At 69.6% G+C, this 24,612-nt stretch carries 24 protein-coding genes; 11 read left to right on the top strand and 13 right to left on the bottom strand.

The features are described from left to right. Positions 1 to 401 precede the first annotated feature (401 nt). The 6 genes from FZN60_RS01210 to FZN60_RS01185 form a co-directional block, all read right to left on the bottom strand. Complete coding sequence (locus tag FZN60_RS01210; protein WP_246726514.1) at positions 402 to 605, bottom strand: Flp family type IVb pilin; 204 nt, start codon at positions 603 to 605, stop codon at positions 402 to 404. A 17-nt stretch (positions 606 to 622) separates the two neighbouring features. After that, the gene (locus tag FZN60_RS01205) at positions 623 to 934 is read right to left on the bottom strand and encodes a hypothetical protein (protein WP_158870205.1); all 312 of its coding nucleotides are present in this window, start codon (positions 932 to 934) and stop codon (positions 623 to 625) included. 126 nt (positions 935 to 1,060) lie between these two features. Continuing rightward, positions 1,061 to 1,474 (bottom strand): 8-oxo-dGTP diphosphatase MutT, encoded by a 414-nt coding sequence (gene mutT / locus FZN60_RS01200; protein WP_158870203.1) that lies wholly within the window; start codon positions 1,472 to 1,474, stop codon positions 1,061 to 1,063. Then, a complete protein-coding gene (locus FZN60_RS01195; protein WP_158870201.1) occupies positions 1,467 to 2,267 on the bottom strand; it encodes a GNAT family N-acetyltransferase in 801 nt (266 codons plus the stop codon). The genes mutT and FZN60_RS01195 overlap by 8 nt, the downstream gene beginning before the upstream one ends. Then, entirely contained in the window at positions 2,248 to 3,489 is a 1,242-nt protein-coding gene (gene argJ / locus FZN60_RS01190; protein ID WP_158870199.1) for a bifunctional glutamate N-acetyltransferase/amino-acid acetyltransferase ArgJ, read from the bottom strand. The genes FZN60_RS01195 and argJ overlap by 20 nt, the downstream gene beginning before the upstream one ends. 106 nt (positions 3,490 to 3,595) lie before the next feature. Next, positions 3,596 to 4,552 (bottom strand): peptidylprolyl isomerase, encoded by a 957-nt coding sequence (locus FZN60_RS01185; protein ID WP_246726513.1) that lies wholly within the window; start codon positions 4,550 to 4,552, stop codon positions 3,596 to 3,598. Positions 4,553 to 4,841: 289 nt separating this feature from the next. Between FZN60_RS01185 and secA the strand changes: the two genes are divergently transcribed. Both secA and galE read left to right on the top strand, forming a co-directional pair. Beyond that, positions 4,842 to 7,577 (top strand): preprotein translocase subunit SecA, encoded by a 2,736-nt coding sequence (secA, locus tag FZN60_RS01180; protein WP_158870195.1) that lies wholly within the window; start codon positions 4,842 to 4,844, stop codon positions 7,575 to 7,577. A gap of 148 nt (positions 7,578 to 7,725) precedes the next feature. Next, complete coding sequence (gene galE, locus FZN60_RS01175; protein WP_158870193.1) at positions 7,726 to 8,706, top strand: UDP-glucose 4-epimerase GalE; 981 nt, start codon at positions 7,726 to 7,728, stop codon at positions 8,704 to 8,706. A gap of 81 nt (positions 8,707 to 8,787) precedes the next feature. Here the strand turns inward: galE and FZN60_RS01170 are convergent, their stop codons facing one another. From FZN60_RS01170 to FZN60_RS28550, 4 genes are all read right to left on the bottom strand, one after another. Continuing rightward, positions 8,788 to 9,852, bottom strand: a complete 1,065-nt coding sequence (locus tag FZN60_RS01170) for a L,D-transpeptidase family protein (protein WP_422570203.1) — start codon at positions 9,850 to 9,852, stop codon at positions 8,788 to 8,790. A gap of 274 nt (positions 9,853 to 10,126) precedes the next feature. Further along, the gene (locus tag FZN60_RS01165; RefSeq protein WP_158870191.1) at positions 10,127 to 11,080 is read right to left on the bottom strand and encodes an acetyl-CoA carboxylase carboxyltransferase subunit alpha; all 954 of its coding nucleotides are present in this window, start codon (positions 11,078 to 11,080) and stop codon (positions 10,127 to 10,129) included. A gap of 130 nt (positions 11,081 to 11,210) precedes the next feature. Continuing rightward, entirely contained in the window at positions 11,211 to 12,185 is a 975-nt protein-coding gene (locus tag FZN60_RS01160; protein ID WP_255475866.1) for a site-specific tyrosine recombinase XerD, read from the bottom strand. A gap of 35 nt (positions 12,186 to 12,220) precedes the next feature. After that, positions 12,221 to 12,406, bottom strand: a complete 186-nt coding sequence (locus FZN60_RS28550; protein WP_199266450.1) for a hypothetical protein — start codon at positions 12,404 to 12,406, stop codon at positions 12,221 to 12,223. 188 nt (positions 12,407 to 12,594) lie between these two features. Between FZN60_RS28550 and FZN60_RS01150 the strand changes: the two genes are divergently transcribed. The 4 genes from FZN60_RS01150 (at position 12,595) to FZN60_RS01135 (ending at position 16,511) form a co-directional block, all read left to right on the top strand. After that, positions 12,595 to 13,176, top strand: a complete 582-nt coding sequence (locus FZN60_RS01150; protein WP_158870189.1) for a shikimate kinase — start codon at positions 12,595 to 12,597, stop codon at positions 13,174 to 13,176. Between the two features lie 4 nt (positions 13,177 to 13,180). Then, positions 13,181 to 14,320: a 3-dehydroquinate synthase gene (gene aroB, locus FZN60_RS01145; protein WP_158870187.1), complete on the top strand. Its 1,140-nt coding sequence runs from the start codon at positions 13,181 to 13,183 to the stop codon at positions 14,318 to 14,320. Beyond that, complete coding sequence (locus FZN60_RS01140) at positions 14,317 to 15,789, top strand: HlyC/CorC family transporter (protein WP_158870185.1); 1,473 nt, start codon at positions 14,317 to 14,319, stop codon at positions 15,787 to 15,789. Before aroB ends, FZN60_RS01140 begins: the two co-directional genes overlap by 4 nt. 122 nt (positions 15,790 to 15,911) lie before the next feature. After that, a complete protein-coding gene (locus tag FZN60_RS01135) occupies positions 15,912 to 16,511 on the top strand; it encodes a PH domain-containing protein (RefSeq protein WP_158870183.1) in 600 nt (199 codons plus the stop codon). 33 nt (positions 16,512 to 16,544) lie between these two features. Here the strand turns inward: FZN60_RS01135 and FZN60_RS01130 are convergent, their stop codons facing one another. Both FZN60_RS01130 and FZN60_RS01125 read right to left on the bottom strand, forming a co-directional pair. Beyond that, positions 16,545 to 18,422, bottom strand: coding sequence for a transglycosylase domain-containing protein (locus FZN60_RS01130; protein WP_158870181.1), 1,878 nt, complete (start codon positions 18,420 to 18,422; stop codon positions 16,545 to 16,547). Positions 18,423 to 18,521: 99 nt separating this feature from the next. Further along, positions 18,522 to 18,854 carry a BolA family protein gene (locus tag FZN60_RS01125; RefSeq protein WP_246726512.1) on the bottom strand — a complete coding sequence of 111 codons (333 nt, stop codon included), beginning with the start codon at positions 18,852 to 18,854 and terminating at the stop codon, positions 18,522 to 18,524. A 117-nt stretch (positions 18,855 to 18,971) separates the two neighbouring features. Between FZN60_RS01125 and FZN60_RS01120 the strand changes: the two genes are divergently transcribed. From FZN60_RS01120 to FZN60_RS01100, 5 genes are all read left to right on the top strand, one after another. Next, positions 18,972 to 19,598 (top strand): J domain-containing protein, encoded by a 627-nt coding sequence (locus FZN60_RS01120; protein WP_158870179.1) that lies wholly within the window; start codon positions 18,972 to 18,974, stop codon positions 19,596 to 19,598. Between the two features lie 177 nt (positions 19,599 to 19,775). Continuing rightward, on the top strand, positions 19,776 to 20,762 hold the full coding sequence (gene cobS / locus FZN60_RS01115) for a cobaltochelatase subunit CobS (protein WP_158870177.1): 987 nt from the start codon (positions 19,776 to 19,778) through the stop codon (positions 20,760 to 20,762). 35 nt (positions 20,763 to 20,797) lie between these two features. After that, complete coding sequence (locus tag FZN60_RS01110) at positions 20,798 to 21,310, top strand: hypothetical protein (RefSeq protein ID WP_158870175.1); 513 nt, start codon at positions 20,798 to 20,800, stop codon at positions 21,308 to 21,310. Between the two features lie 2 nt (positions 21,311 to 21,312). Next, a complete protein-coding gene (cobT, locus tag FZN60_RS01105) occupies positions 21,313 to 23,229 on the top strand; it encodes a cobaltochelatase subunit CobT (protein ID WP_158870174.1) in 1,917 nt (638 codons plus the stop codon). Further along, positions 23,226 to 24,233: an esterase-like activity of phytase family protein gene (locus FZN60_RS01100; RefSeq protein ID WP_158870172.1), complete on the top strand. Its 1,008-nt coding sequence runs from the start codon at positions 23,226 to 23,228 to the stop codon at positions 24,231 to 24,233. Before cobT ends, FZN60_RS01100 begins: the two co-directional genes overlap by 4 nt. Positions 24,234 to 24,240: 7 nt before the next feature. Here FZN60_RS01100 and FZN60_RS01095 read toward each other — a convergent pair whose 3' ends face one another. Next, positions 24,241 to 24,612 carry a glyoxalase superfamily protein gene (locus FZN60_RS01095; protein ID WP_199266449.1) on the bottom strand — a complete coding sequence of 124 codons (372 nt, stop codon included), beginning with the start codon at positions 24,610 to 24,612 and terminating at the stop codon, positions 24,241 to 24,243.

Raw genomic sequence — 24,612 nt, 5'->3', positions numbered from 1 at the left:
ATGGACCGTCAAAGCCCTGTTTTCACGGTATCTTCGGGAGCAAATTCATCGACAATTGGCGTACCGTCAGGCGAAGACGTCAGATCGATCCATAATGTAGACCACCGGTTTGGGATGCCGGTTACGCCTGCCGCTTCCGCCGCTTCGCTGATGAGCCGAACCGGCGCCCCCGCGCGACCGGATGGCGCCCTGTGGCGAACCCTGCCGGCGCAAGGCAGGCGAACGGCAGGAGCAGCCATGCAGCCGTCACGAATTCCGGACGTCGCCTTCCACACGCGCGTGCGCACCGACGCGCTCGGCGGTCCCAGTCCCGACGAGTGGAAGGACGCGACGAGCGCCGATATCGTCGCGGGACAGCGCGTCGTCCTCTTCGCGTTGCCCGCTCGGCACCGCTCAGCCGCTCAGGACAGAGCGGTGCCGAGCGTGGCGATGATGTTGTCGAAGACGGACTTCAGGTCCGCGCCCAGGCCCGTCACCGCGCTCAGAATGAAGGTGGACAGGATCGCGCCGATCAGCGCGTATTCGATGGCCGTCGCGCCGCGCCGGCAGGCCGAAAGACGAGAGATCAGGGATCGGCGATGAACCGGTCGGGTTTCGGATGTCACGGACGCCTCGCTCCTCGTCAGCATGCGCCATGCGCGCGACCGTTGGCGAACACCGTGCAGGTCTCGCCGGCGGAACGGAGCACGCTGCGGCGAACCGTGTAGCGCCGCTGCGAGGCCACGGCGGCCGTGCCGGTCACGATCGGGTCGACGCCCTGAGCCCGGTCGTCCAGCAGCGCCACGAGCCCGTTTTCCGCCACCGGCGGCAGGATCGCTGCCGCGAGCGCCGCGAGGGCGACCGCGGCGATGCCCCAGGCGGGAACCGAGATCCGGATGCGGCTGAAGGGCGCCCCGTCCGGCGCGGCGTCCTCGTCTGGCGGAGCATCGGTCATGACGGCCTCACGGAGCGCACGGCCCTCAGCGGTTCTCCCCTGCGTCTGCCGTTGGGACAAGCATCGCCCCTGCCGATGAAGATCGCCTTAAAGCTTCGGATAGAACTGCTGGGAATGATCCCGGCCTCAAAGCAAATCCTGGAGATGCGCGATCAGCGGAAGGTCGGCTGGCGGCATGGGATAGTCGCGCAGGTTCTGCGGTCTCACCCATTTCAGTCGCTGCCCCTCCCGTCCCGTCGCGACGCCCTCGAAGCGCCGGCAGACGTAGAGCGGCATCAGGAGGTGGAAGGTCTCGTAGCTGTGGCTGGCGAAGGTCAGCGGCGCGAGGCAGGCGGCCTTGGTCTCGACGCCCAGTTCCTCGCGCAACTCGCGCACCAGCGTTTCCTCCGGCGTTTCGCCCGGCTCGATCTTGCCGCCGGGAAACTCCCAGAGACCGGCCAGCGACTTGCCGGCCGGCCGCTCGGCGAGAAGGATGCGGCCGTCCGCGTCGATCAGCGCGCAGGCCGCGACGAGAAGCAGCTTTCGCGGGGCCTCAGACATGACGCACTCCGGCGGTGCCCGGCGGCAACCTGTAGACGTAGCGATACACCTCGCAAAAGCCGATCGAGGTGAGGAGGTGGCGGCTCGGTCCGTTGTCCGCCTCGACCTGCACCCAGGCCGTCGCGGCGCCGCGATGGGCGGCGAACCGAAGCGCGGTCGTGATCAGCTCGCGCCCGATCCCGCGATTGCGCGCGGAAGGGTCCACGGCCACGTCGAGAAGGCCGGCCAGATCGTTGTCGTGAATGACGAGCGCGACGGCCAGCGCCTCGCCGCCCGCGCTTTCGCGCAGGAACATGCCCTTTTCCGGCCGGATCGCTTCGAGGATGGCGGTGAGGCCCGAGCGCAGCGCCGCCGGACGCTCATGGACCTTGAGGCTCGCCTCGACGTAGCGCGCCGGATCGCGGATCGGGATGCCGTCCAGCGCACCCGAAAGGTCCAGCGTTTCGAGATCAGCGGTCATCACCAGCGTCTCGCCCTCGCGGCTCCACCCTTCCGCGTCGAGGTGGGCGACGAGCTGAGGGGCTGCGAGCGGCGACTGGCGGAACAGGAGCTGCCGGCCGAAGCTCGCGAAATGCCGCGCCGCCTTGTTGATGCGCTCGGGAATGTCCTTGTGGTCGGACGGGTCGAGCGGGTTCACCGAGTTCAGGCGCTTGGCCGGAAAGCTCGTGGTCACCCGCACGGCCCAGGTGCCGTCGAAGATCGTCGAGGAGGCCGGCCAGGCACGGAAGCCCGCCGCCTCCAGGCGCCGGACGATCGCCTGCTGGCGCAGCCGCTCAGCTTCGGTAGTCGCCATTGATCGCGACGTACTCCTTGGTGAGATCGCAGGTGTAGACCGTCCAGCGACCCTGCCCGAGGCCGAGGTCGACGCGGACGGGGATGACGCTCTCGCGCATGGCAGCGCTCGCCGCGTCTTCCGAATAGTTCGGGTCGCGCGCGCCCGCGTGCGCCACGCGCACGTCGCCGAACCAGATCGACAAGCGGTCGCGGTCGGCCGGCTCGCCGGACTTGCCGACGGCCATGACGACGCGGCCCCAGTTCGCGTCCTCGCCGGCGACCGCCGTCTTCACCAGCGGCGAATTGGCGATGGAGAGCGCGATGCGCTTGGCGGAGCTGTCGCTCTCGGCGCCCTCGACCGTCACCTGGATCTCTTTCCGCGCGCCTTCGCCGTCGCGGGCGACCTGACGCGCGAGGTCGAGGAGAAGGTCGGAGAGCGCCGCGCGGAAGGCCGTCAGCCGCTCGTCGCCGGCATCGGCGATGGCCGGGGCGCCGCGCGCCTCGGCCGCGCCCGTCGCGAAGAGGATCAGCGTGTCGGAGGTCGAGGTGTCGGAATCCACCGTCACCGAGTTGAAGCTCGGCTCCACCGCTCGCGAGAGCAGCGCCTGGAGAGCGGGCGCGGCGATATCAGCGTCGGTCGCGACGAAGGACAGCATCGTCGCCATGTCCGGCGCGATCATGCCCGCGCCCTTGGCGATGCCGTTGATCGTCACCGTCACGCCGCCGATCTCGACGCTCCGCGTCGCGACCTTCGGATAGGTGTCGGTGGTCATGATCGCGCTCGCGGCCTCGGCCCAGCCCGCGGGCGCGGCGGCGCTGGCCAACTCGGGCAGGAGCGCGGAGATCTTGGAGGCGTCGAGCGGCTCGCCGATGACGCCGGTGGAGGCGAGGAAGACCTCGCCCGGGGTGCAGCCCACGGCCTCGGCCGCGCCGCGCGCCGTTTCCTCCGTCGCCGCCCGCCCCTTGGCGCCGGTGAAGGCGTTGGCGTTGCCGGAATTGACGACGAGGGCGCGAAGCGTGCCGCCGGACAGGTTCGCCCGGCAGAAGTCCACGGGCGCCGAGGGGCAGCGCGAGCGGGTGAAGACGCCGGCGACCGAGGCCGGCCGGTCGCAGACCATCAGGAGCACGTCGGTGCGCCCCTTGTACTTGATCCCGGCCGCGCCCGTGGCGATGCGCAGCCCCTCGATGGCCGGCATGGCCGGGGCGGTCTTCGGGGCGAGCGGGGAAACGGCGTGCGCCATAAGGTGACGTCCTTCGGAAGCGTCGTTCGCGTTGCGCCCGCCTCTAGCAGAAGCGCCCGCCCCTTTGAAGGAGGCGGGCGCTCGCGCGTCGACGATGCGGCAGCGGTCAGTTGGCGGACGGCGCGGCGCCCTCGGCCGGCTTGTCGCGGGCCGCGTTCATCTCCTCGATCGCCTTCATCTGGTTGGCGATGGCCGGGTCGACATATTCGATCTTCGCGTCGGCGCGGGCCTTCTGGACGAGATCGACGTACTTCTCGCGAAGAACGACCTGGCGCACCTGCTCCTTCACCTCGTCGAAGGCGGGCGGAGCCTGCTTGCGCTTGTCGTCGACCTTGATGACGTGCCAGCCGAACTGGGTCTCGACCGGCTGCTTGGTGTAGGTGCCGGGCTCCAGCGCGAAGGCCGCCGTCTCGAAGGCGGGCACCATCTGGCCGGGGCCGAAATAGCCGAGGTCGCCGCCCTCGGGGCCGGAGGGGCCGGAGGAGTTCTCGGCGGCGAGCTTGTTGAAGTCCTCGCCCGCGTCGAGCTTCTTGATGACCGCGTCGGCCTCTTCCTTCGTCTTCACGAGGATGTGGCTGGCCTTCACCTCGTCGACCGGCGGCATCTTGGCGATCTCGGCGTCGTAGCGGCTTTTGAGCTCCTCGTCGGTGACGGAGGGCACGCCCGTCTTGGCGAAATAGGCGCTGTGCAGGGCCTGGGCGCGGGCGAAGGCGATCTCGGCCGCGACGTCTTTGTCCTCGGCGAGCTTCTCGGCCTCGGCCTTGGCGGCGAGGACGTCGATGTCGATGAGGGCGGACAGAACAGCGATGCGGCGCTGCTCGGGCGGCACCTGCGCGAACTGGGGACCGAGATCCTGCGCGGCGACGGCGAGGTCGCGCTCGGTGATCGCCTTGTCGCCGACCTTGGCCACCACGGTCTCGGGATCGACCGGAGCGGCCGGCGCGGGCGCGGCCGGCGGCGAGCCGCCGGCGGGCGCACCGCCGTCCTGGGCGAGCGCCGGCAGGCAGACGAGGGCGACGGACAGGCTCGCGGCGAGCCGGAGGGAACGCAGGACGTTGGTCAATGCGGGATATCCTCGAGAAGGAGAACCATCGGTGGCGGGGCGCCCGAGTTTCGGGAAAGCCCTTGCTCCACAGTCTCTTGAGCCGGCCGGACGGGGTCGGGCCTGAGCGTTGACATCGCTTGGGGCCCCTCTTATCTCTCGCGCGATCCGAAAGTCCAGCCGCATCCCGCAAGTGTGAAGCGCGATTGGACGCGCCCGGACCGGTCGTGCGAAAGGACCGATGCGCAAGGCGGAAGCCGGGCGACGCGGCCGCCGCCGGCCGGCAGATATCAATCAAGAGGACCGTTTCATGGTCAATTTCGGCGGCATCGCCCGCGCTCTGTTCGGGTCGTCCAACGAGCGCCGCGTGCGGCGCTTCGACCCCACGGTCCGGGCGATCGGCGCGCTGGAAGAGCAGCTGTCGCGCCTGACCGACGACGAGCTGCGCGCCCGCACGGAGCGCTTCAAGCAGGAGCTGAAGGACGGCAAGACCGTCGACGACATCCTCGTCGAGGCCTTCGCCACCGTCCGCGAGGGTGCCAAGCGCGCGCTCGGCATGCGGCACTTCGACGTCCAGCTCATCGGCGGCATGGTGCTGAACGCCGGCTCCATCGCCGAGATGAAGACCGGCGAGGGCAAGACCCTCGTGGCCACGCTCGCCACCTACCTCAACGCGCTCGAAGGCAAGGGCGTCCACGTCGTCACCGTCAACGACTACCTCGCCTCGCGCGACGCGGAGTGGATGGGCCGGCTCTACCGCTTCCTCGGCCTGTCCGTCGGCATCATCGGCCACGGCCTGTCCGACCAGCAGCGCCGCGACGCCTACAACTGCGACATCACCTACGCGACGAACAACGAGCTCGGCTTCGATTATCTTCGCGACAACATGAAGTACGAGCGCGCGCAGATGGTGCAGCGCGGGCACCACTACGCCATCGTCGACGAGGTCGACTCGATCCTCGTCGACGAGGCGAGAACGCCCCTCATCATCTCAGGGCCGCTCGACGACCGATCCGAATTCTACCAGACCATCGACGCCTTCATCCCGCAGCTCTCCGCCGAGGACTACGAGGTCGACGAGAAGCAGCGCCAGGTCTCCTTCACCGAGGACGGCACGGAGAAGCTGGAGCGCCTCCTGGAGGCGGCCGGCCACCTCAACGGCTCGTCGCTCTACGACATCGAGAACGTCGCGGTCGTCCACCACGTGAACAACGCGCTGAAGGCGCACAAGCTCTTCGCCAAGGACAAGGACTACATCGTCCGCGGCGACGAGATCGTCATCATCGACGAGTTCACCGGCCGCATGATGCCGGGACGGCGCTATTCCGAAGGGCTCCACCAGGCGCTGGAGGCCAAGGAGCACGTGACGATCCAGCCTGAGAACCAGACGCTGGCCTCGATCACGTTCCAGAACTATTTCCGCATGTACAAGAAGCTGTCCGGCATGACCGGCACGGCCAACACGGAAGCGGCCGAGTTCGCCGACATCTACGGCCTCGACGTCGTCGAGATCCCGACCAACGTTCCCGTCCAGCGCATCGACGAGGACGACGAGGTCTACCGCACCTTCGAGGAGAAGTTCCGCGCCATCGCCCGCGAGGTGAAGGAAGCGGCGAGCCGCGGGCAGCCCGTTCTCGTCGGCACGACCTCGATCGAGAAGTCGGAAATGCTCGCCGACCGCCTGCGCAAGGAAGGCCTCAAGGACTTCCAGGTCCTGAACGCCCGCTACCACGAGCAGGAAGCCTACATCGTCGCGCAGGCCGGCGTGCCCGGCGCGGTGACGATCGCGACCAACATGGCCGGCCGCGGCACCGACATCAAGCTCGGCGGCAACCTCGAAATGCGCGTCGAGCGCGAGCTCGCCGACGTGCCCGAGGGCGAGGAGCGCCAGCGCCGCATCGCCGAGATCGACGCTGACATCAAGCGCCTGAAGGAACAGGCGCTCGCCGCCGGCGGACTCTACGTGCTGGCCACCGAGCGTCACGAATCGCGGCGCATCGACAACCAGCTGCGCGGCCGCTCCGGCCGCCAGGGCGATCCCGGGCGCTCGAAGTTCTTCCTGTCGCTGCAGGACGACCTCATGCGCATCTTCGGCTCCGAGCGCATGGACACCATGCTGACGCGCCTGGGGCTCAAGGAGGACGAGGCGATCGTCCATCCCTGGATCAACAAGGCCCTGGAGAAGGCGCAGAAGAAGGTCGAGGCGCGCAACTTCGACATCCGCAAGAACCTCCTGAAGTACGACGACGTCATGAACGACCAGCGCCGGGTCATCTTCGACCAGCGCATCGAGATCATGGACGCCGAAGGCCTCGAAGAGACCATCGAGGACATGCGCAACGAGACGGTGGACGCGATGGTCGCCCGCCACATCCCCGAGCGCGCATATCCCGAACAGTGGGCGACGCAGGAGCTCCACGACGAGGCGATCGAGCTCCTCAACCTCGATCTGCCGATCGTCGAGTGGGCGGCGGAGGAAGGCATCGACGACGCCGACATCCGCGAGCGCATCCGCGCGGCGGCGGACGCCGCGGCCAAGGAGAAGACCGAGCGCTTCGGCCCGCAGGTCGCGACCTATATCCAGCGCTCCGTCGTGCTCCAGACGCTGGACGCGCTCTGGCGCGACCACCTCGTCAACCTCGACCACCTGCGCTCGGTGGTGGGCTTCCGCGGCTACGCCCAGCGCGATCCCTTGAACGAGTACAAGTCGGAAGCCTTCGAGCTCTTCCAGTCGATGATCACGCAGCTGCGCGAGCGGGTGACGAGCCAGCTCTCGCGCGTCGAGATCCAGCGCCCGGCCCCCGCCCAACCGCCTCTCCCCGTGATGGAGGCGCACCACGTCGACCCCACGACGGGCGAGGACGAGTTCGGCCACGGCGCCGAGCGCCTGACCGCGGACTTCAACCCGATCGAGGAGGAGCGCTTCCTCGTGGATCCGGAGAACCCGGAGACCTGGGGCCAGATCGGCCGCAACGAGCCCTGCCCCTGCGGCTCGGGCAAGAAGTTCAAGCACTGCCACGGCGCCTTCGCCACGCAGGAAGCCTGAGCGGCATCGATCCGCTTCATCGAGGCTTCGATCCGACAGCGGGACCCGGCGCTTCTTCGCGAAGCGCCGGGTCTTCTTTCATCTCGTCCGCCGATCCGGTATGCGAGTGTCGCTGCAGCGCAGCACGACGCAACGGAAGCGGGAATCCATGACGAACATCCTGGTTGTCGGCGGCGCCGGCTATATCGGCTCGCACACCTGCCTCGATCTCTCGACCAAGGGCTTCACGCCGGTCGTCTACGACAACCTGTCGAACGGACACGCCGAGTTCTGCCGGTGGGGACCGCTGGAACAGGGCGACCTCAAGGATCGCGAGCGGCTCGTCGCCGTCATGAAGCAGCACCGGCCGGCGGCCATCGTCCACTTCGCGGCCCTGATCGAGGTCGGCGAATCGATGAAGGACCCGCTCGCCTTCTACGAGAACAACGTCGCGGGGACCCTCACCCTGCTCTCCGCCGCGGCCGAGGCCGGGGTGGACAAGATCGTCTTCTCGTCGACCTGCGCGACCTACGGCGAGCCCGTCGAGGTGCCGATGCCCGAGACCCACCGGCAGGCGCCGCTGAACCCCTATGGCCGCTCCAAGCGCATGGTGGAGGAGGTGCTCGCCGACCTCGACGCCATCAAGGGCGTCCGCTCGGTGGTCCTGCGCTACTTCAACGCCGCCGGCGCCGATCCGGAAGGGCGCATCGGCGAATGGCACGAGCCCGAGACCCACGCGATCCCGCTCGCCATCGAGGCGGCGCTCGGCCGCCGAGCCGGCTTCAAGATGTTCGGGACCGACTACGACACGCGCGACGGCACCTGCGTGCGCGACTACATCCACGTGATGGACCTCGCCGACGCCCACAGCCGCGCGGTGCAGTACCTGATCGACGGCGGCGCCTCGACCGCGATCAACCTCGGCACCGGCACCGGCACGACGGTGAAGGAGCTCCTCGACACGATCGTGTCCGTCACCGGCCGCGAGTTCCCCGTCGAGGTGACCGAGCGTCGCCCCGGCGACGCCCCCGCTCTCGTCGCCGTCAACGACAAGGCGCGCGACGTCCTCGGCTGGCAGCCCCGCCACGACTTGGCTTCGATCGTCGAGACCGCCTGGAACTGGCACAGCCGCTCGAACTTCGGCGGCTGAGCGGGGCGGGATCGGAAGGCGGCGCTGCGTTCTTCTCCCCGCGGGGGAGAAGAACGCCAGTCGCGGCCTTGGTCCGGGAACCTACCGTCCGATGAACGAGCCGAAGATCGAGGGCGAGCGGCCGCCGTCGACCAGGTTGCCGTAGCGGTCGCGCCCCTGCCGGCGGTGCTGCTCGGCGCGGAAGGCTTCCGGGTTCACCCGGTCGCCCATCTTGTAGGCGAAGCTCGAATAGGTCGCGAACTCGCTCGGCGCCATGCTCGATGCGATGCGCTGCTCCTCCGCCTCGTCCGAGATCGCCTTGGCGGCGACCGAGATCGGCGGGGTCATCTCAGGGCAGGGTCCGTCGGGGTCGAGGCCCTTCGCCGTCTCGGCGTCGAGATCGAAGACGTAGCGCTTCTCGCAGACGCCGACGACCGGCTGGCGGTGCGTCGTTTCCAGGTAGTCCGAGCCGCGCTTCAGCATCTTCCAGAAGGCGTAGTGCTCGGAGTTGCGGTGGCGCGCCATGTTCTTGGGCGTCATCCGGAAGGGATAGGCCTGGATCTGGAACGCGCGCTGGCCCCCACCGAAGGAATGACGGGCGAGCGCGTAGATTTCCTCGATCTGCGCGTCGTCCATGGCGTAGCAGCCGGCCGAGGAGCAGGAGCCGTGCACCATCAGGTGCGTGCCCGTGCGCGCGTTGGCGCGGTCGAAGGTGTTGGGATAGCCCATGTTGAAGGCCAGATGGTACTGGCTGTCGGGATTCAGCTGCGCCGGCGTGACCGTGTAGAAGCCCTCCGGCGCCTGCCGGTCGCCTTCCCTCTGCTTCGGCCCGAGATTGCCGGACCAGGCGCAGATCGGATAGGTCTTGAGCTTGGCATAGGTGCCGTCGGTCTTCTGCTTCCAGACCTCGAGCTCGGACTCTTCCTTGAAGATCCGCACCAGGATCGGCGAGTTGGTGCCCATGCCCTGCTTCTGGATGAGCTCGACCAGCTCGTGCGGCAGCGGCTTGTTGGCGGGAACGAGGTCCTCGATGCCCTGACAGGCACCCAGCGTGAAGAGGCTGGCGGCCAGAACCGCGGCCCGTGCGAGACGTCCTGCCACCATCCCCGTGACACCCCCTGCCCTCGAAACGACCGGCACGAGGCTGGTCGTCCGCACCTCAGCCATCCATCGCGGCCGGCTCCGCAGCTCCGGTCGGATGGGACGCCGCCACCGGGCCGACCGCGTTGCGTGGACGGACCCGTTGTCCCCTTGATGCCCCGCACCGCTTAACGCAGCGTTAAAACGGCACGTTCGACCGACGCCGTTAAGGCTTCGCTCATTTCTGCCACGATCGGGGCGGGATTTTGACGCGGCCGGCAGCATTGTTCGTGCCGAGCGTCTTGGAGCCCGGCACCGGCGTCAACGCGATTTGGAGGGCGGAGGGCCGGCGCTGCGGCGCTTAAAGGTTCCTGCCGATGGCCAGGAACTTCTCGCGGCGCTGGCGGCGCAACGCGTCGCCGTCGAGCGCCGACAGCTCCGCGAGGTTGCGGCGGATGGCGTTGCCGGCCCGAGCGACCGCCTCGGCCGCGTCGCGATGGGCGCCGCCGAGCGGCTCCTCGACGATCTCGTCGATGATGCCGAAGCCCTTCAGGTCCTGCGCCGTGATCTTCATCGCCTGGGCGACGTCGCGGGCGCGCGTGGCGTCGCGCCACAGGATCGAGGCGCCAGCCTCCGGCGAGATCACGGAATAGACCGCGTGCTCCATCATCAGGACGCGGTTGGCCGCGGCGATCGCGATGGCGCCGCCCGAGCCGCCCTCGCCGATGACCAGCGAGACCAGCGGAACCTTGAGGCCGAGGCACGTCTGCGTCGAGCGGGCGATGGCCTCGGCCTGGCCGCGCTCCTCGGCACCGATGCCGGGATAGGCGCCGGCCGTGTCGACGAGGGTGAGGACGGGGATGCCGAAGCGGTCGGCCATCTCCATGATGCGGACCGCCTTGCGGTAGCCCTCGGGTCGGGCCATGCCGAAGTTGTGCTTCAGCCGGGTCTGGGTGTCGTTGCCCTTCTCCTGCCCGATCACGGCGACCGATTCGCCGTCGAAGCGGCCGAAGCCGGCAATGACGGCGTGATCCTCCGCGAAGGCGCGGTCGCCGGCGAGCGGCGTGAACTCGGTGATCAGCCCGGCGACGTAGTCGACGCAGTGCGGGCGGTCCGGATGCCGGGCGACCTGCGTCTTCTGCCAAGGCGAAAGCTTCTTGTAGAGGTCCGCCAGCGTGTCGTGCGAGCGCTTCTCCAGCCGCGCGATCTCGTCCGCGACGTCGACGCCCTCCTCGCCGGTGTGAAGCTTCTTCAGCTCGAAGATCTGTCCGTCGAGATCGGCGACCGGCTTTTCGAAGTCGAGGTAGTTGTGCATCCGTTGCGCGGCGTCCGCCGTCCTTTGGGTGAAGCGCCCCGGCCGGCGAGAAGCGCGGCGCGACGCGAGAAGGCAGGAGGAAGGCGCCCCCTCGAAGGCGGGCGGAACCTGGGCATCGCCGCCCGGCTTGTCAAGCTTTGCCGGCGTGCTGCTGCGCTTCCTCGGACAAGGGGTGGTGGTCGGCGACGAGCTGGATGAGCCGCGCCTCGAGGACGTGGGTGTAGATCTGCGTGGTCGAGATGTCGGAATGGCCGAGCAGCTCCTGAACGGCGCGCAGATCCGCGCCGTTCTGGAGGAGATGGCTGGCGAAGGCGTGACGAAGGACGTGGGGCGAAACGCGCGCGGGCGCGATCGCCGCCCGGCTCGCCAGGGCCTTCAGGTCACGCGCGAAAGCCTGGCGCGTCAGGTGCCCGCTCTCCGACAGGGCGGGAAAGAGCCAGCGCTGGCGCTCGTCCGCCGCAGCCGCCGGCCCGCCGCCGATCCGCAGCGCCTCGCCGAAGCGGGCGAGCGCGTCGCGCGCCCGCTCGCCGACCGGCACCATCCGCTCCTTGTTGCCCTTGCCGGTGACGGCGATGACGCGCCCGCGCGCCCGGAGCACCGAGCGCGGCAGCGAGACGAGCTCGGACACGCGCATGCCCGTGGCATAGAGGAGCTCCACCAGCGCCAGGAGGCGCTTGGCCCTCAGCGCCGCGCCCGAGCCGTCCTCGGCCGCGTCCGCCTCGTCCTCGGCACGGGCGAGCAGGCGCTCGACCTCGTCCTCCGACAGGATCTTGGGCAGGGGCGCGGTCTTGCGCGCGCCCTCCAGGGGGCCGGTCGGATCGTCGCCGCGCTCGTTCTCGGCGTAGAGGAAGCCGAAGAACTGGCGCAGCGAGGACAGGCGCCGCGCCTGCGAGGACGGGGCGAAGCCGCGCCGGGCGAGATCGGCGACGTAGGCGCGCAGCGAATCCGTCGTCGCCTCGGTCAGCGACGTGCCCTCCCCGGCCAGGAAGGCGCCGGCATCGTCGAGGTCGCGCCGATAGGCATCGGTGGTGTTGACCGAGGCGCCGCGCTCCACCGCCATCATCTCGCAGAAGCTTTCCACGAGCCGGCCGTCGCGCCCGCGCAGGCGCACGCCCTCGGCTCCCGCCGGCGCGGCGCGGCTCACGGACTGGTTCCCGGCGCCGGCGCCGCCGACGGCGCCACGGGTGCCTGCGTCTCGCGAAGCTGGGGCAACGGCACGTCGAGCTCCATCGGCTGGGGCACCGGCTGGACCAGGTAGACCAGGGCGGCCATCGCGGCGTAGATCGCCAGGCCGATCGCCGCGACGATCAGAAGAAGACGCGTCAATGTCGGCATCGCGGCATATGTCCGTCGTTCTGAGGTCCCCCGGCTCCGTCTCTTAGACGATCGGAAGTGCAAAGAAAGGGTTTTTGCCGCGATGCGGCGAGGCGCCGGCGGCCCTTGACCGCATTCGCGTTTTTCTGTTTGCCAATCGTCACGTGACACGACATCGACGAAAGGCCTCCGCGCCCCGCATGACCCTGACGGCCGAGCCAGACGCGATCGACGCGCGCGCCATCGCCGAGCGGCTCGGCGAGCGTTCCGTCGTGCTCGTGGGCCTGATGGGCTCGGGCAAGACCACCGTCGGCCGGCGCCTGGCGCAGATCCTCGACCTGCCCTTCGTGGACTCGGACAACGAGATCGAGGCGGCCTCGCGCATGAGCATCGCCGAGCTCTTCGAGGCCTATGGCGAGCCGGAGTTCCGGGCACTGGAAAGCCGCGTCGTCACCCGCCTCGCGGCGGAAGGCCGGCGGGTGCTCGCGACCGGTGGCGGCGCCTTCATGACGCCGGCGATCCGGGACGCCCTGAAGGACCGCTCGATCACCGTCTGGCTGCGCGCCGACCTCGACACCTTGATGGAGCGCGTCGGCCGGCGCGGCGACCGCCCGCTTCTCAAGGCCCCCAATCCGCGCGCCGTCATGGCCGGGCTGATCGAGACGCGCTATCCCGTCTACGCGCTCGCCGACATCACCATCGATTCGCGCAACGTGCGCCGCGAAACGGTCGCGACCGAGATCGTGTCGGCGCTCGTCCGCCATCTCGACGCGAAAGGATGATCCGATGAGCGACATCGATCCCGGCCAAGCGCGCCCCCCGCGCCGCGTGCGCGTCGACCTGCCCGGCCGCGCCTACGACATCCTGATCGGAGCCGGCCTCGTCGACGCGGCAGGGTCGATCCTCGCCGAGCGCCTGCCGGATGCGCGGCTGGCGATCGTCACCGACGAAACGGTCGCAGCCCTCCACCTCGACCGGCTGACCGCCTCCCTCGACGCCGCCGGCATCGCTCACGCCGTCGTCACCGTGCCGCCCGGCGAGACGTCCAAGTCCTTCCGCCAGCTGGAGCACGTGGTCGACGCCATCCTTGCCGGACGCTTCGAGCGGGGCGACGCGGTTCTCGCCTTCGGCGGCGGCGTCGTCGGCGACCTCGCGGGCTTTGCCGCCGCGATCGTGCGGCGCGGCATGCGCTTCGTCCAGATGCCGACGACGCTGCTCGCGCAGGTCGATTCGTCTGTCGGCGGCAAGACCGGCATCAACTCGCCCCGCGGCAAGAACCTCGTCGGGGCCTTCCACCAGCCCGACCTCGTTCTGGCCGACACGAGCGTCCTCGACACGCTCGTGCCGCGCGAGTTCGCGGCCGGCTACGCCGAGGTCGTGAAGTACGGCCTCATCGACCGGCCGGAATTCTTCGACTGGTTGGAATGGAAGCGCGCGCCGATCTTCGCGGGCGGGCCTGAGCGCGCCGAGGCGATCGCGGCGAGCTGCGAGGCCAAGGCCGCCGTCGTGATCGCGGACGAGCGCGAGGCCGGCGAGCGGGCCCTTCTCAACCTCGGCCACACCTTCGGCCACGCGATCGAGGCGGCGGTCGCCTTCGATCCCGCCCGCCTCGTCCACGGCGAGGCGGTGTCGATCGGCATGGCCCAGGCGCACCGCTTCTCGGCGAGGCTCGGCCTTTGTCCCGGCCAGGACGCGACCCGCGTCGAAGCGCATCTGAAGGCTGCGGGCCTGCCGACGCGCCTGTCCGAGGTGCCCGGCGCCGCCATCGCGCGCGAGGTCCTGATGGCCGGCATCGCGCAGGACAAGAAGGTCAAGCGCGGCCGCCTGACCTTTATCCTGACGCGCGGCATCGGCCGCTCCTTTATCGCGGCGGACGTCGACGCGGCGCAGATCGACGAGTTCCTCGCCGAGGAGCTGGCGGGTTGACCCTCGAGCTCTGGCTCGTCGCCGGCGCGGTTCTCGTTCTTCTCCTCTTCGCCGCCGTTCTCTCGGCCGCCGAGAGCGCGATGAGCACCGCGTCGAAGGCGCGGCTCGCCGCCGCCGACCTTGCCGGCGAGCGCCGCGCCGCCCGCGCCGCGCGGCTTCTCGACGATCGCGACCGCATCATCGGCGCCCTCCTCCTCGCCAACAACCTCGCCTGCGGCCTCGCCGTCGTGCTCGCGGCGCAAGGGGGCTACGAACTCTACGGCGTTCCCGGCCTTGCCGGCGCCGGGCTCCTCGCGACGCTCGCCATCGTCGTCTTCTGCGAGGTCCTGCCGCGCTCCCTGGCGCTCGCCCGGCCTGACCGCGCGGCCGAGCGCCTGTCCGGCTTCGCGCGCGCCGTCGCGCTTCTGTTCGGCCCGGCGGCCGACGCGGTCGACTGGTTCGTGCGCGGCCTCCTGCGCGTGTTCGGCCAGCGCCGCGAGGCGGAAGCGCTCCTCACAGCCCGCGACGAGCTGCGCGGCGCGATGGAGGTGCTCCACCGCGAGGGCGCCCTCGTCGAGGCCGACGCCAAGCAGCTCGGCGGCCTTCTCGACCTGCACGAGCTGGAAGTCTCGGACGTGATGGTCCACCGCACCGCCATGCGCCAGCTGAACGCCGACGAGGCGCCCGCCGAGATCGTGCGCCAGGTGCTCGACAGCCCCCACTCGCGCATGCCGCTCTGGCGCGGCGAGCCGGACAACATCGTCGGCGTCGTCCATGCCAAGGACCTGCTGCGCGCCCTCCATGAGGCCGGCGACGACCCGTCCCGCGTCGACGTGCGGGCCATCGCCTCGCGGCCCTGGTTCGTGCCGGAAACCACGACGCTGCAGGACCAGCTCAACGCCTTCCTGCGCCGCCGCACGCCGCTCGCGCTCGTCGTCGACGAGTACGGCGAGGTCGAAGGGCTGATCACGCTCGAAGACATTCTGGAGGAGATCGTCGGCAACATCGCCGACGAGCACGACCTCGACATCCAGGGCGTGACGCAGGAAGCCGACGGCTCGGTGATCGTCGACGGCTCGGTCCCGATCCGCGACCTCAACCGCGCGCTCGGCTGGAGCCTGCCGGACGAGGAGGCCGTCACCATCGCCGGCCTCGTGATCCACGAGACGCAGTCGATCCCCGAGGAGCGGCAGGCCTTCACCTTCTTCGCCAAGCGCTTCACGGTGCTCAAGCGCGAGCGCAATCGCATCGCCCGCCTGCGCATCCGCGACGCGAGCGTCGTCGTGCCTCCGAAGAAGACCGCGGCGGCCGTGGTCCAGGACGAGATGCGCGAGCCTGCGCCCCAGGACCTCTACGAGAGCTTCGACGAGGGCTGGCACGAGGCGGGCGAGGCCGACGTGACGCCGGCCGGGGTGCCGCTGGCGGACGCCGAGCCGGAGCGCGGCGACATGATCCTTGAAACGCAGCCGGACGAGAACGGGCGCCGGTAGCGCCGCCCCCGTCGTTTGCCGCTTACCTCCCTCTGCGGCCTGTGGCACCTTCAGTGCGGGTCGGGCCGCGCGGACCTTGCACCGGCAAGGGCACCGCCGCCCTTTCGCAGGGAGGAATGCGCATGTTCAAGAGAATCGCCTCGGAAGCCCTGGGGCTCAGCGACATCGGCGTGATCGTGCCGCCCTCGGCCTATGCGCAGGTCGACGCCGACGACTACCTCTTCCACGAGGAAGGCGAGAAGATCTATTTCCTCATCAAGTCGAAGAAGGACGAGTACTGCTTCACCAACCTCGCGCTGATCCACGTCGACGGCGAGTCGGCGGTCTCCTCCAAGCGCTCGATCAAGCGCTACGAGTTCGCGAGCCACCGCGTGAGCAACGTCCTCATCGAGACGGCGGGAACGGTGGACCGCGACGTCGAGCTGAAGTTCCGCATCGAGGACGTCGTTTTCAGCATCGACGTCCGCAAGGACTTCCTGGAAGCCTTGAAGGACATCTACAAGGCGCTGATCGCGATCGGCCGTCAGCAGGAGCGGGATTACGTCGCCCTGTCCAACGTCCAGCCCTGCCTGTCCGCGGTGGCCGCGGCGTTCAAGATCAACGCCCTGAACGGCGAAGACGCCCTCGCCCGTCAGTTCCGGCTGCTGCTCGACGCGACGCGCGAGGTTTCGCACCCGACGCGCGACTTCAGCGCCTTCTTCGAGCGGTTCATCCACGCCTGACCCGATCCGACCTCGGCGGGCCGGGCGGCGCGATCATCGCGCGGCGCGTCCGGTCCGGCTTCCGCCACCCTCAGCGACCACGCGCGGGGCGGCGCAGCCGAGGCTCGCCTTGAAGCCGTCGGGGTGGATGTTGGCGTTGAGGTTGCGCACCAGCGGCACGAGGGCGTGGGAGGACAGCCTCGTTCGGATCCGTCGCGGATCGCTCGCGCCGGCCGACACCAGAACCGTATAGGCCGGCGTGAAGGTGACGAGCGTGATCTGGCGGTTGTCGTCGGCGGTGCCCGTCTTGGCCGCCACCTCCCGCACGAAGCGACTGCCGTCCGCGGTTCCGCCCGGTCCCGTCACCTCGGCCAGGATCGCGTGAAGCCGGTCGAAGCCGTCGAGGAGTTCGGGGTCGGCCGGCATCGGCTCGGCCGTCTCCGCAAAGAGCACGGCCTGCGTGCGCCGGTCGCGCGCTTCCTCGACGAGCAGCGGTCCGTTCGACACGCGCCCGCAGCTCGCCAGCGTGACATAGGCGTCGAGGAGCGCCATGAGGTCGACCGGCTCGGCGCCGAGCGCCATGGCGCGCTTGGTGTCGCCCTTGAGCCGCAGTTCGGTGTCCATCCGCGCCAGGACGGCGTCGGCGCACGCCGCGCCGAAGCGGTCGAGCAGCGTCACGAAGGGCGGGTTGCGGCTCTTGGCCATGGCTTCGACGAGCGGGATGCGGCCGAGATAGCGCTTGTCGTGGTTGGCGACCGGCGGCGTTCCCACCGGCTCGTCCTCGACGGGGGTGCGCCCGCTCCAGCCCCATTCGACGATCGGGCAGAGCGCCAGGAACGGCTTCATCGCGGAGCCGGGATAGATCCGCGCCGCCGGCGGGGCGAGGATCGCCTTCACGCCGCCCGTCCGGTTGTCGACGACGGCGGCGGTCAGGCGGTCGTAGCCCGCCGCCTCCAGACGCCCGCTATAGGTCGCGACGGCGCGCTCGAGATAGAGCTGGATCTCGGACGAATAGAAGGTGGTGACGTCGAGGTCGCGGGCGTCGTTCCCCAAGGCGGCGCCGAGCCGCGCCACGGCGAGGTCGCGCATCGGCGCGAACTGGTCTGCGAGCCGCCCGCCGTCGCGAAAGGCCGGCGCGGCGAAGCGCCGCGGCAGCCCCTCGCCCGTCACCGCGCTCGCGCTCAGCACCGTCGGCTCGATGCCCATCGACAGGAGGAGGCGGCGCGCCTCGCGCAGGTTGCCGGGCTCGGTCGGGTTGCCGTGGGTCGGGTTCTTGATGGTGACGGCGAGGCTCGCCGCCATGTCCGGCGTCAGCCGCGTTGCCTGCCAGCCGACCTTCTTGAAGGAATAGTCGAAATAGTAGCGCGCGGCCGCCTCGATGCCCTTCGTGCCGTTCCCCATGAAGGGGGTGTTCACGTAGAATTCGAGGAGCTCGCGCTTGGAGAAGGTCATCTCCAGCCAGATCGCGATGGCCAGTTCGTCGAGCTTGCGGGCGTAGTCGCGCCGGCTGCCGGTGTAGAGCTGCTTGGCGAGCTGCTGGGTGATGGTCGAGCCGCCGCGCGGATCGGCCGAGAACTGGCTGACGAGCGCCTTGCCGAGCGCCACCGGGTTGAAGCCGGGATGGACCTCGAACCAGGCGTCCTCGCTGGCGAGGATCGCCTCGCGCATCACCTGCGGCACGTCGTCGTAGGAAACGTACATCACCTCTTCGGTGGAGGCGTTCCACGGTGCCGCGCGGTCGGCCGGCAGGCGCACCACCAGCTTGTTGGCGTGGACGCGGGCGATCGTCGTTTCGCGCGTCGCGCCGTAGCGCTTGGCGACGTCGTTCGCCCAGGCATAGGTCAGCGCGAGGGCGCAAAGGGCGAGAAGCAGGAGCTTGGCGAGGACGAGGCTCGCGCTCGGCCGGCGGCGCCGTTCCGTTTCCACCCCCATCACGGCCGGCCTTCACCTTTCGTTAACCCTCACGAATGTGAAAGCAGGCGGGCCCGGCCGCAATAAGGCCGCGAAAATTCTCTTCCCCCGACCGGTGTTTTATCGCCGCGTCGGCTCGCCCGGCGCCGAGGCCTCGATGGCGAGCGCGTGGACGCCGCCGGCGAGCTCGTCCTTCAGCGCCTCGTTGACGAGCCGATGGCGCGCGAGGCGGCTCTGCCCGGCAAAGGCGTCGGACACGACGCGCACCCGGAAATGGGTCTCGCCGGAACCGTCGAACGCGTCGTGATGGTCGCTGCCCGAATGGTGGTGCCCCGCATGAAGATGGCTCTCGTCGAGGACCGCGAGGCTCTGCGGCGAAAGGGCCTCGGCCAGCTTCGCCTCGATGCGTGCCTTGGTGGTTCCCGTCATCGTTCCGCCCCTGTCTGCCGTCATCAACGGCGCCCCTTCGCGGATGGGCCGCGCTCGGGATCGCCGAAGCTGACGTGGGGACTGATTTTGCGTTCTGTCAATTCTTGTTCGCCTTTTCCCCGAACCCCATAATCCGCCGGGATGAAGCTCGATTCAAAATTCTTCGACGGGATCCGCATCAAGGGATCCCGCGCCGGGCGGCCGGCCGAGCCGCGCGCGCCGATCTGCGCCTGGGAAGGGTGCGAGGAAAAGGGCCTGTACAGGGCTCCCCTCGGCCGCGACCACGAGGGGCAGTATCTCAACTTCTGCGTGGATCACGTCCGCCAGTACAACAAATCCTACAATTACTTCTCGGGCCTGAACGACAAGGACATCCAGGCCTATCTGAAGGACTCGCTGACCGGCCACCGGCCGACCTGGACCATGGGCCAGGCCGGCGCCAAGGCGGCGGGCGCGAAGGGGGCGGCGGGCGGCGGGCGCAAGCGCTGGAACCCGCGCTCGCGCGATCCCTTCAATCTGTTCGGCGCCGACGAGGCCGAAGGCCCGCGCCCCGAGGCGCGCCCCAAGCGCGTGCGCTCGCTCGAGGCGAAGGCCTTCGAAACGCTGGATCTGGCGGAAGCCTCGACTGGCGAGGCGATCCGCACGCGCTATAAGAGCTTGGTGAAGCAGCTGCATCCCGACGCCAACGGGGGCGACCGCAGCACCGAGGACCGCTTGCGCGACGTCATCCAGGCCTACAAGCTTTTGAAGCAGTCCGGCTTTTGCTAAGCGGAAGACAGCTCTTGCGATGCGGCGCGATCCGTGCTGTCCGGACATTGTGCGGACAAGCGGCGCGAGCCGGCGCTTGCGCGCCCGTTCCCGGCCGATGCCGGCGGACGGCCGTTCTTGAACCATGAGGCGGGCGCCAGGCCGGAGCGACGTGCTTCGGCGGCCCTTGGAGGAATGATGAGCGCAGCGGAACTGGAAGTGGCCCCTCTGCCGGACGCCACGGTCTCCGTCCGCGAAACCTTCGGTTTCGACAGCAACCTGCGGATCCCCGCCTATTCCAGGCCCGACCCGCACGTGCCCGAGATCGACCCGGACTACCTGTTCGACAGGACGACGACCCTCGCCATCCTCGCGGGCTTCGCCAAGAACCGGCGGGTGATGGTTTCCGGCTATCACGGCACGGGCAAGTCCACCCACATCGAACAGGTCGCGGCACGGCTCAACTGGCCCTGCGTGCGCGTCAACCTCGACAGCCACGTGTCGCGGCTCGACCTCGTCGGCAAGGACGCGATCACGGTGCGCGACGGCATGCAGGTCACGGAGTTCCGCGACGGCATCCTGCCCTGGGCCTACCAGCACAACGTCGCGCTCGTCTTCGACGAGTACGATGCCGGCCGCCCGGACGTGATGTTCGTGATCCAGCGCGTCCTGGAGTCCTCCGGCCGCCTGACGCTGCTCGACCAGAGCCGCGTCGTGCGTCCGCACCCCGCCTTCCGCCTCTTCGCCACCGCCAACACGGTCGGACTCGGCGACACGACGGGCCTCTACCACGGCACGCAGCAGATCAATCAGGCGCAGATGGACCGCTGGTCCATCGTCACGACGTTGAACTACCTGCCGCACGACAACGAGGTCGGCATCGTCCTCGCCAAGGCCAAGAGCTACGACACCAAGGAAGGCCGCGTGACGGTCGGGCGCATGGTGCGCCTCGCCGACATGACGCGCTCGGCCTTCATCAACGGCGACCTGTCGACCGTGATGAGCCCGCGCACCGTCATCACCTGGGCCGAGAACGCCGAGATCTTCGGCGATGTCGGCTTCGCCTTCCGCCTGACCTTCCTCAACAAGTGCGACGATCTGGAGCGCCCGCTCGTCGCCGAGTTCTACCAGCGCGCCTTCGGCCAGGAACTGCCGGAATCGGCCGCCAACGTGGTTCTCGACTAGATCGAAGGGACACGATCGGACAAGGACCTCCAGGCATGACCCGTCGAACCAACCTCGCCTCCGCCGCGCTTCTCGGCCTCGTCGCGGCCCTTCCCGCGCCGGCCCGCGCGCAGGACGCGGCGGACACGCCGCGGATCACCGGCGAGCTGACGAACGAGACCTTCGGGCGCTTCGCCGACTTCGTCGAGGCGAACGCCGACGGCAACGTCTTCGGCCTCGACGTGACGGTGGCGGCGAAGGAGGACGACGGGCTGGGGCGGGCGGGGCTCGCGGCCTACGACGACGGCTCCGGCCTTCTCGTGATCTACGAGGCGGGCTCGCCCGACAACACCGGCACGGTGCAGGTCTCGGCCCGCGAGGGCGTCGAGCACGAGGGCGACCGCTTCGTGCTCGACGGCCTCTTCACCACCGAATATGCCGGCATGCACCAGGGCATCACAGCGATCGTCCTGAAGCCCGTCCCGGCCGGCGCGGCGCCGCCGGCGATGCGCGACGTGGCGGTGGGCGAACTGCCGGAAGCGACGACGGACGGGCCTGAGGAGAACTGAGCGTGGCGGCGGGCAGCGGCGACAATTCGAGAGCCAAGACCCCGAAGGCGGGCGCGGACCGCGAGCCGTTCCGCCGCGCCGTGGCGGGCTGCCTTCGGGCGATCGCGGGCGAGTCCGAGCTGGAGGTGACCTTCGCCGCCGACCGGCCGGGCCTCGCGGGAAAACGCGCCCGCCTGCCGGAACTGCCCAAGCGCGCCACGAAGAACGACGTGTCCGTGGTGCGCGGCATTTCCGACGCCATGGCCCTGCGCCGCGCGCGCCACGATGCCGGCCTCCACGCCAGCCTGTCGCCGGACGGCAAGGGCGCGCGCGCCGTCTACGATGCCGTGGAGCAGGCGAGGGTCGAGGCGATCGGCGCCAATGCCATGGCCGGTGTCGGCGACAACCTCGCCTCGATGATCGAGGACAAGTACTTCCGCTCGAACCTCGCCGACGTCACCGACAAGGCGGAGGCGCCGATCGAGGACGCCATCGCCCTCATGGTGCGCGAGCGCCTGACCGGCCGCCCGACACCGAAGAGCGCCCAGGCCCTCGTCGACGTCTGGCGCGAGCACGTCGAGGCCAAGGCGGGCGGCACTCTCGACAAGCTCGCCGGCCAGGTCGAGAACCAGGCCGCCTTCGCCCGGGCCATGCGCGACATGCTCGTGTCGCTGGAGATGGCCGAGGAGCTCGGCCAGGAGAGCGAGGCCTCCGACGAGGAGAACGATCAGGAAGCGGGCGACAACCAGACGCGCGACTCCGACGAGGGCACCTCGGAAAAGGAGAGCGGCGCCGAGGACGCCCAGCCGGAAGAAGGCGAGAGCGAGGGCGAGAACCAGGAGGCCGCCGAGGCCGAAACCTCGGAAGTCACGGCCGACGACCCCGTCGACGACGACAGCCAGGACTCCGAGACGCCGGGCGAGTCCCGCCGCCCGCCCGAGTCGCCGCTGCGCGACGCGCCGGACCACGAATACGCGGTCTTCACCCGCGCCTTCGACGAGACGATCGGTGCCGAGGATCTCTGCGACGAGGCGGAGCTCGATCGCCTGCGCGCCTTTCTCGACAAGCAGCTCGCGACGCTCGGCGGGGTCGTCGGCCGCCTCGCCAACCGTCTGCAGCGCCGCCTGATGGCGCAGCAGAACCGGTCCTGGGACTTCGATCTCGAAGAAGGCTACCTCGATACGGCGCGGCTCACCCGCCTCGTCACCGACCCGCTCTCGCCGCTCTCCTTCAAGATGGAGCGCGACACCTCCTTCCGCGACACGATCGTCACGCTCCTCATCGACAATTCCGGCTCGATGCGCGGGCGCCCGATCACGGTGGCGGCAACCTGCGCCGACATCCTGGCGCGCACGCTGGAGCGCTGCGGCGTCAAGGTCGAGGTGCTCGGCTTCACGACGCGCGCCTGGAAGGGCGGGCAGTCGCGCGAGGCCTGGCTGAAGGCCGGCAAGCCCCCGAAGCCCGGCCGCCTCAACGACCTTCGCCACATCATCTACAAGAGCGCCGACGCGCCTTGGCGGCGGGCCCGGCGCAATCTCGGCCTGATGATGCGCGAAGGGCTCCTCAAGGAAAACATCGACGGTGAGGCGCTGCTCTGGGCGCATGGGCGGCTGATCGCCCGGCCCGAGCAGCGGCGCATCCTGATGATGATCTCGGACGGCGCGCCGGTCGACGATTCGACGCTCTCGGTGAACCCCGGCAACTACCTGGAGCGCCATCTGCGCTGGGTGATCGAGGAAATCGAGACCCGCTCGCCGGTGGAACTGCTGGCCATCGGCATCGGCCACGACGTCACGCGCTACTACCGCCGCGCGGTGACGCTGGTGGATGCCGAGGAGCTGGCCGGCGCCATGACCGAGCAGCTCGCCGCGCTGTTCGAGGACGAGGGGATGATCCCCGCCGGCCGGCGCAGCCGCCGTGCCGCCGGAGGGCGCCGTTGAGGCCGAGACGGCAGCGCCACGGCGCGGTCGGCCTCCTCGCCCTTCTCACCCTCGCCTTCGCCTCCGTCGCCCCCTCTCCGGCTCCGGCCGAGCCCGTCGAGGTATCCGTCGCGCCGATCCACCGCTTCTGCGGGGCCGACTTGCGTGATCTCGTCGGCGGCCTCCGGTTCGTCGGCGGCTTCGCTTACTCCGGCGTGTCGGGCGTGTCCTCCTTCCGCTTCCTCGACGCGGGATCGCAGTTCCTCGCCGTCACCGACACCGGTTACTGGTTCACCGGCCGCATCGCCCGCGACGGGGACGACCGCCCGATCGGGATCGAGGATGCCGAAACGACGGGCATGCGCGACGTCGACGGCCGGATCGTCACCGGCAAGATCGCGACCGACGCCGAGGCGCTGGCGATCGGCGAGCGCTCGGTTCTCGTCGGCTTCGAGCGCGAGGCGCGCATCCTCGCCTTCGATCGCGACGACCCCATCGGAGCCGTGCCGACGTTGCGCCCTCTGCCGATCCCGCGCGAGGAGCTGCGCGCCAATGGCGGCATCGAGACGATCGCGCTCTCGCCCCGGCCGGACTGGGGCGGCGTCGCGGTGGCGGAGAAGTCGATCGACGCGGAGGGCAACCTCTTTGCCGGCCGCTTCGGCGCGGCGAACCCCGCCGCCAACGGCGTCTTCACGGTGAAGCGCGGGCAGGACTGGGACGCGACCGACGGTGTCTTTCTGCCCAGCGGCGACCTTCTCCTCCTGGAGCGGCAATATACCGGCCTCTTCGGCCGCATCGGCACGCGCATCCGGCGCATTCCGGCGGCGGAACTGCGGGCGGGCGCGCTCGCCGACGGCCCGGTGATCGCCGAGGCCGACCTGTCCTGCGAGATCGACAACATGGAGGGTATCGACCTCTTCGAGGCGCCGGACGGCACGACCCGCCTCGCTCTCGTCTCGGACGACAACAACTCCTTCCTCCAGCGCAGCCTCTACCTGGAGTTCAGGCTCGACGCCGCGGATTGAGGGCGCGTCATCCCTTGTCGTTGAACAGGAGGCGGTTTCCGCTGGGGTCCAGCAGCGTCATCGTGCGGGCGCCCCAGGGCGCGTCCTCGATTCCCGGACGGGCGTTGCGATAGGCCTTGGCCGAGAGTTCGGCGCGAAACGCATCGATGCCGGAGATCGGCAGGAACACCGCCGAGCCCGGCGTCGCGTCGCCGTGGTGCCAGGACAGGTGAAGCGCGAGGTCGTCCCGCGACACCTGAGCGTAGAGAGGCAGGTCCGCCTCGAACCGATGCGTCCAATTGACCGTGAAGCCGAGATAGTCGCGATAGAAGGCGAAGGCCGCGTCCTCGTCGAACTGGCGCAGGATCGGCACGGCACCCTTCATCCGAACGGCGGACAT

This window comes from Antarcticirhabdus aurantiaca, assembly GCF_009765365.1.
GTDB classification, from domain to species: Bacteria; Pseudomonadota; Alphaproteobacteria; order Rhizobiales; family Rhizobiaceae; genus Antarcticirhabdus; species Antarcticirhabdus aurantiaca.
Note: the sequence above shows the minus strand (reverse complement) of the source record. Positions and strands in the feature narration are given on the sequence as shown.